The organism is Saccharothrix longispora (genome assembly GCF_030852425.1).
GTDB classification, from domain to species: domain Bacteria; phylum Actinomycetota; class Actinomycetes; order Mycobacteriales; family Pseudonocardiaceae; genus Actinosynnema; species Actinosynnema longispora.
Map to the genome: position 1 here is coordinate 350,554 of NZ_NSDM01000010.1, position 7,132 is coordinate 357,685.

6 protein-coding genes are annotated in these 7,132 nt (G+C 69.8%); 5 read left to right on the forward strand and 1 reads right to left on the reverse strand.

What is annotated here, in order from left to right:
• Positions 1-24 precede the first annotated feature (24 nt).
• Positions 25-1,278: a cellulose binding domain-containing protein gene (locus CKY47_RS23890; protein ID WP_306748265.1), complete on the reverse strand. Its 1,254-nt coding sequence runs from the start codon at positions 1,276-1,278 to the stop codon at positions 25-27.
• Positions 1,279-1,885: 607 nt separating this feature from the next.
• Between CKY47_RS23890 and CKY47_RS23895 the strand changes: the two genes are divergently transcribed.
• The 5 genes from CKY47_RS23895 to CKY47_RS23915 all read left to right on the forward strand — a co-directional run.
• Positions 1,886-3,154, forward strand: coding sequence for an ABC transporter substrate-binding protein (locus CKY47_RS23895; protein ID WP_306748266.1), 1,269 nt, complete (start codon positions 1,886-1,888; stop codon positions 3,152-3,154).
• A complete protein-coding gene (locus CKY47_RS23900) occupies positions 3,151-4,110 on the forward strand; it encodes a carbohydrate ABC transporter permease (protein ID WP_306748267.1) in 960 nt (319 codons plus the stop codon). Before CKY47_RS23895 ends, CKY47_RS23900 begins: the two co-directional genes overlap by 4 nt.
• Positions 4,107-4,955 carry a carbohydrate ABC transporter permease gene (locus CKY47_RS23905; RefSeq protein WP_306748268.1) on the forward strand — a complete coding sequence of 283 codons (849 nt, stop codon included), beginning with the start codon at positions 4,107-4,109 and terminating at the stop codon, positions 4,953-4,955. Before CKY47_RS23900 ends, CKY47_RS23905 begins: the two co-directional genes overlap by 4 nt.
• 24 nt (positions 4,956-4,979) lie before the next feature.
• Positions 4,980-6,527: a glycoside hydrolase family 43 protein gene (locus tag CKY47_RS23910; RefSeq protein WP_306748269.1), complete on the forward strand. Its 1,548-nt coding sequence runs from the start codon at positions 4,980-4,982 to the stop codon at positions 6,525-6,527.
• A gap of 348 nt (positions 6,528-6,875) precedes the next feature.
• A partial coding sequence (locus CKY47_RS23915) for an endo-1,4-beta-xylanase (RefSeq protein WP_306748270.1) occupies positions 6,876-7,132 on the forward strand: 257 nt, incomplete at its 3' end.

Below are 7,132 nucleotides of genomic sequence, written 5' to 3' on the forward strand. Positions count from 1 at the left end.
CGGCGCGCCCGGGCCCGCGGCCCGTCAGAAGTTCTTCCCGGCCACCGTCCACGGGTACTTGGCGGCCAGCCCGGACGGGCTGAGGATGTAGTCCCGCGCGGTCTGGTTGCCGTAGAGGACCATGTCGAGGAACTGGACGACCGTCGTCATGCCGTCGGTCATCTGGTTGCCGGTGATGAACCCGACGTGCCCGGCCTGCGGGTGCCTGGCCAGCACGGCGGGGACGGTGACCAGGTCGTAGTTGGCCTGGGTGTTCTCGTAGGCGATGTCCGAGGGACCGCCGTCCATGAACAGCGCCGGCGAGTGCAGCTTGCGCAGCTCGGACCGCGAGTAGCCGAACGAGCCGTCGGCGAACAGGCCGCTGTCCAGCGAGACCACGGCCGAGACGCGGCTGTCCTGGGCGGCGATGAGGGCCTCCAGGCCGCCGCACGAGTGGCCCGCGGTGGCGACCCTGGTCAGGTCGAGCCGCTGCGCCAGCGGCGAGCCGGACCGGTTCTGCTCGCGCGCGGCCCAGCTGATCGCGTCGGTCAGCAGGGACGGGATCGGCGAACCGCTGGGCACGCCGTTGGGGGAGCCGTCGACCGAGCCGGTGTCGACCACGACGAAGCCCTTCGACGCGATGAACGTCAGCGCCCGGGTGACCTCGCGGTTGTCCGTGTGCGCGCACGCGCCGTTGCCGAACGCCAGGACGGGCAGCGTGCGGCCGACCGACTGCGGGTTCGCCGGGCGGAAGACCGTGTAGCGGTTGTCGCCGTGCGCGGCCTCGCGGGTGACCGCGAAGTTGTTCTCCACAGCGGGGCGTTCCGGCGGTGTCGTCGTGCCGGTGGTGCCGGTCGTCGTGCCGGTGGGGGTGGTGGAGCCGGTGCACGCCACCCCGTTGAGCGAGAACCCCGCCGGGGGCGTCGTGCGGGTGCCGGAGTCGGCGTTGAAGCCGAACGAGGCGGTCCCGCCGGTGGAGATGGTGCCGTTCCACGCCGCGTTGGTCACCGTCACCCGGGCGCCCGACTGGCTGTGGCTTCCGTTCCACGACTGGGTGATCCGCTCGTTGCCGGAGAACGTCCACGACAACCGCCACCCGTTCACCGGGTCGCCCAGGTTGGTCACGACCACGTTCGCGCCGAACCCGCCCGGCCACTCCGAGGCGATGGCGTAGTCGACCCGGCAGCCGGTGGCGGCGGACGCGGCCTGGGCCCCGACCAGCGCCGCCGCCGTCGTGGCCAGCGCCACGGCGGCGGAGATCGCGGCGGTTCGTCGGGGCGGGGAACCTCTTCCACGCAAGGTGATCGCCTCTCCTTCGGGCCGGTCGGCAGCGGAGCCAGAGGTGGTGACGCGGCATCACCCCGCGCTCGAACCAGGGCTGTTAGCGATAACAACACAGCGCGGGCATCTGCTCTGCGCAAAGGGCGCGGCGAGGGTGCGACATCGTCGCCGGGGTGTGTCTGGCGCGTCTATTCGACTGTGGGGGATCGGGCACCGCGGGTCAAGGTGTAACGCAAATGTTTCGCCCGGATAACCCGTCGGGCGCACAGCTAAAGTTAACGCAAACATCTTTAGCTCACCGGGAGCGACGTCCATTCGGTCGAAGCTGTGCAGGTGGTCAGCCCTGCGCGTCTTCGGGGGTCGAACCAGGCGGAATTGGGTGGGCCGCACCGCCGAGGGCGTGCGTCGCTTGCGCTTCCCCATTGTTTCCGCGAATGGCGTCGTCCTCGCCGGTGAGTCGGGGGAGTGCGGGAGGAAGGCGCGGACATCCCGTTGCCAAAGGTTGTCCTTGACGCCTGGTGTGACGCGGCTTACGGTCGTGAGCGCTAACAATCGGAACAAAAAGCGAAACTTTCGACAATCCGCGCGGCCGCGTGCCGCTTGGCCGCACACGTTGGAGAACGTCGTGACCTTCCGCTCGCCCCTGCTGCTCGTCGCCGCAGCCCTCACCCTGGCCACCGCCTGCACGCCCGGTGGAGGTGGCGGCGGCGGGGGAGGGGATGACAAGACGTTCGACTTCTGGTCCTTCTCCGCCATCGACCAGAAGTTGACCGTGGACGCGTACCAGGCGAAGCACCCGGACATCCGGATCAAGCTGACCGAGGTGGGGACCTCGACCGAGACCGCCCAGTCGCTGACGACCGCGCTGGCCGGCGGGAAGGTGCCGGACCTGGTGCTGATCCAGGGCGACAACCTGCCGCAGTTCGTGGAGCAGCCGCAGAACTTCGTGGACCTGCGGACGCTGGGCGCCGACGACATCAAGGGCGACTACCTGGACTGGGTGTGGAAGCAGAGCGTCGCCAAGGGCGGCGAGGTGCTGGGCATCCCCACCGACGTGGGCGGCATGGCCGTGGCCTACCGGACCGACCTGTTCGCCGCGGCCGGGCTGCCCACCGACCGGGAGTCCGTGAGCGCCCTGTGGCCGACCTGGGACGCGTTCATCGAGACCGGGAAGCGCTACAAGCAGGCCACCGGCAAGGCGTTCACCGACAACGCGGCGACCAGCGTGTTCTACCAGGCGGTCAACCAGGTGTCGGAGAAGTACTACAGCGAGGACCGCAAGCTGGTCTACGCGGACAACCCCCAGGTCAAGGCGGCGTTCGACCTCGGCATCAAGGCGGCCACCGCCGGGATCACCGCCGGGCAGTCCTCGTTCGAGAGCGCGTGGAGCGCCGGCATGGCGCAGGGGCAGTACGCGGCCGTGTCCGCGCCCTCGTGGATGCTCAACAGCATCCGCAGCACCGCGCCCGACACCAAGGGCAAGTGGGACATCGCGACGATCCCCGGTGGGTCCGGCAACTGGGGCGGCAGCTACCTGGCCATCCCCAAGCGCGCGAAGAACCCCCAGGCCGCCTGGAACTACATCAAGGAGATGCAGTCGCCCCAGGGGCAGCTGGAGCACTTCGCCCGCGTCGGCGCGCTGCCCTCCACCCCCTCGGTCTACCAGGACGCCGAGCTCGTCGACGCGAAGGACCCGTTCTTCACCGACGCCCCGACCGGCAAGATCTACACCGACTCGCTGCTCGGGCTCAAGCCGTTCTACATCGGCCCCGACAGCGCGGCGATCGGGCAGGAGTTCCTCAACGCCATCACCAACGTCGAGCAGAGCGGCGGCAACCCGGACACGGCGTGGGACGACGCGGTGCGCAACATCAAGACCGCCATCGGCGAGTGACCGCCGTGACCGCCACGCTCACCCCCGCGCCTTCGGCGACACTGCCGCCGCCCGCCTCCCCGAAGGGGCGGCGACTGGGCGAGCGCCTGTCGGCCTACGCCTACATCGCGCCGTTCTTCGTGCTCTTCGCGGTGTTCGGGCTGTTCCCGTTCGCCTTCACCTTCTACGTGGCGCTGTTCGACTGGAACCCCATCGGGGACCAGGTGTTCATCGGCGCGGACAACTTCACCCGCATGTTCGCCGACCCCCGGTTCTGGAACGCCGCGGGCAACACGGTGAGCATCTGGTTCCTGTCGACCGTGCCGCAGCTGCTGCTGGCCCTCGTGCTGGCGCACGTGCTCAACCACGCCCGGCTGCGGTTCGCCCTGTTCTTCCGGATGTCGATGCTCGTCCCGTACGTGACCTCGGTGGCGGCCACCGCGATCGTGTTCGCGCAGCTGTTCGACCGCGACTACGGGCTGCTCAACTGGCTGCTCGGGCTGGTCGGCGTCGAGCCGGTCGACTTCGTCCAGTCCACCTGGGGCAGTCACCTGCTCATCGCGACGATGGTGGTCTGGCGGTGGTTCGGCTACACCACCCTGCTCTACCTCGCCTCACTGCAATCGGTGCCCCGCGCGGTGTTCGAGGCCGCGGCCATCGACGGCGCCGGGCCGTGGCAGCGCTTCCGCCACATCACCGTGCCCTCGCTGCGCCCGGTGATCATCTTCACCGTGGTCACCTCCACCATCGGCGGCCTCCAGATCTTCACCGAACCCCTGCTGATCGCCTCGGGCGCGCCGTTGACCTGCGGGGCGGTGCGGCAGTGCCAGACGCTCACGCTGTTCCTCTACGAGCAGGGCTTCGGGCAGTTCGAGTTCGGCTACGGCTCCGCGATCGGCGTCGCCCTGTTCGCCATGGTCGTGGTGATCGCCGCGGTCAACTACCTGCTGTCGACGCGGATCAAGGCGGACCGATGACGACCGCCGCGCCGCGCCACCGACGCCCCGGCCGGGTCCGGTGGTGGACCTACCTGCTGCTGGCAGCGGCCACCGTCGCGTGCCTGTTCCCGCTGTACTGGATGTTCATCGTCGCCACCACCGACACGGCCACCGCGACGAGGATGCCGCCCGAGGTCGTGCCCGGCGACAACTTCCTCCACCTCGTGGGCCTGGTCCTGGAGACGGTGCCGTTCCTCCAGGCGCTGCTGAACAGCCTCGCCGTGGCCACCGCGATCGGCGTCGGCCAGGCGGTGCTGTGCGCGCTGGCCGGGTTCGCCTTCGCCAAGTTGAGCTTCCCGGGCCGCAACACCCTGTTCCTGCTCGTCGTGCTCACGATGACCGTGCCCACCCAGCTCTCGGTCATCCCGCAGTACATGATCATGTCCCAGCTCGGGTGGGTCGACACCCTCCAGGCCCTGATCGTGCCGGGACTGGCCAGCGCGTTCGGCATCTTCTGGATGCGCCAGCACATCACCGCCACCATCAGCGACGAGCTGGTGCAGGCCGCCACGATCGACGGCGCGAACACGTGGCAGGTGTTCTGGCGCATCGCCTTCCCGATCGTGCGCCCGGCCGCGTTCGTGCTCGGCCTGTTCGGCTTCGTGACCGCGTGGAACGACTTCCTCTGGCCGTTCATCGTGCTCAAGTCGCCCGAGCGCTACACCGCCCAGATCGCCATCAAGGCCCTCCAGAACAGCTACGACGTCGACCTCGGGCTCGCCATGTCCGGCTCGTTCCTGGCCACCGTCCCCCTCGCGGTCCTGTTCGTCATCGTCGGCCGCCGCATGGTCGCCGGAATCCTCGAAGGCGCCTTCAAGGGCTGAAACGCCCGCACGACAAGGAAAACCATGACGTCACCGAAGCCCGAACCACCGCACTACGACAACCCCGTCATCCCGGGGTTCCACCCCGACCCCAGCGCGTGCCGGGTCGGGGAGGACTACTACCTGGTCTGCTCCAGCTTCGAGTACTTCCCGGGCGTGCCGGTCTTCCACAGCCGCGACCTGGTGCACTGGCGGCAGGTCGGCAACGTCCTGGACCGCCCCTCGCAGCTCCCGCTGCCGGCCGACGCGATGGCCTCCGACGGCATCTACGCGCCCACGATCCGGCACCACGACGGCCGGTTCTGGGTGATCACCACGAACACCTCGCACGGCGGCAACTTCACCGTCACCGCCGAGCGGCCGGAGGGGCCCTGGTCCGACCCGGTGTGGATCGACCTGCCCGGCATCGACCCCGACCTGGCGTGGGACGAGGACGGCAACTGCTGGTCCGCCTTCGCCGGCGCCCACGGGGCCGACTTCTTCGGCGTGCAGGTCGCCCGCATCGACCCCGCGGCCGGGACGGTGCTGGAGGGGCCGCTGCCCGCCTGGGAGGGGACCGGGTTGCAGTGGCCGGAGGCGCCGCACCTGTACCGGATCGGGGAGTGGTGGTACCTGCTGATCGCCGAGGGCGGCACGGAACGCGGCCACACCGTGGCCGTGGCGCGGGCTCCCTCGCCGCGCGGACCGTGGGAGTCCGCGCCGGACAACCCGGTCCTGAGCCACCGCAGCACCAACCGCCCGATCCAGAGCACCGGTCACGCCGACCTGGTCGACACCCCGGACGGCCGGTGGTGGATGGTCCTGCTCGCCACCCGCCCGCGCGGGTACAGCCCGGGGTTCCACGTCCTGGGCCGGGAGACCTTCCTCACCCCGGTGCGCTGGGAGGACGGCTGGCCGCGCGTCGGTCCGGTCGAGCTGCGGGAGCGGGCACCGGGCAGCCCGCGCCCCGTGGAGCCCGCCCCGCGGCGCGACGACTTCGACGCGCCCGAGCTCGACCCGCGCTGGATCTCACCGCGGTCGCGCCCGGACGGGTCGTGGTCGCTGACCGAACGGCCGGGGTGGCTGACCCTGCGCGCCACCGGTCCCACGCTGGACCGTCCGGGGTGCACCTTCGTCGGCCGGCGCCAGCTGCACCCCGAGAGCCGCACCACCGTCCTGCTGGACCCGGGAACCGGTCGCGCGGGCCTGTCGGTGCGCGTGGACGAGGCCCACCACTACGACCTGGAGGTCGCCGACGGCCGGGTCGACGTCATCGCCCGCATCGGGCCCGTGCGCCAGACCACGGCCGCCCGCCCCGTGCCGCCGGGGCCGGTCACCCTGGAGATCACCACCCGGCACGTCCGGGAACTCCCACCGGACGACGCGGAGCCGCGGGGTCTCCACGTCGCCGCACCGGACTACGTCGGCTTCCACGTGAACGGGGAGCCGCTCGCCGAGGTCGACGGGAGGTACCTGTCCACGGAGGTCGCCACGGGTTTCACGGGCCGGGTGATCGGCATGTACGCGACCGGGGGCACCGCGTGGTTCGACTGGTTCGACCACGGCCCGCACGACGCCGCGGAAGGCCCGTGAGCCGTGTCCCCGATCCCTCGGTGAATGATGTCGGCGGATCGGAAGTTGCGCAGTTGTTTTCGAATAATTTCGATACTTCTACTTCGCCCTGATCGGTCAAGGTGCTGGTCAAGTGGCCTCACGGGGCAGACGATGGAGGCGGTTGTGTCCAAAAACCGTTCAGACATGTGAAACTGGGGGTTGATCGACCGATCAGTTTCGGTTAATACTCGTAAAGGTTTCAGACCGAACGACGGGTGGTCACGAGAGTCCTCGACCACCTCGTGCCGAGCGGGCCGCCAGCCGCTCCGACCCGATCCCGTCCCGTCACCCGCTCCTGCGCGGGTGCTCCTCAGAAAGCGCTGAAACATGAAGCTGACAGCGAAGTCGGTCTCACGAGTCGCACTCGTGTCCACCCTGGTGGCCGCGGCCGCGGGCGCCGCCGTCCTGGTCGCGACACCAGCCAGCGGCGCCGCCTCGACGCTCGCCGCGGCGGCGCAGCAGAGCGGCCGGTACTTCGGCACGGCCGTGGCGGCGAACAAGCTCTCGGACTCGACCTACGTGAACATCCTGAACCGGGAGTTCGACATGGTCACGGCCGAGAACGAGATGAAGATGGACGCGAC

What these genes read in the sequence shown, in the direction of transcription:
- CKY47_RS23905 (WP_306748268.1), top strand. Translation starts at nt 4,107, where the DNA reads ATGACGACCGCCGCGCCGCGCCACCGACGCCCCGGCCGGGTCCGGTGG.
- CKY47_RS23910 (WP_306748269.1), top strand. Translation starts at nt 4,980, where the DNA reads ATGACGTCACCGAAGCCCGAACCACCGCACTACGACAACCCCGTCATC.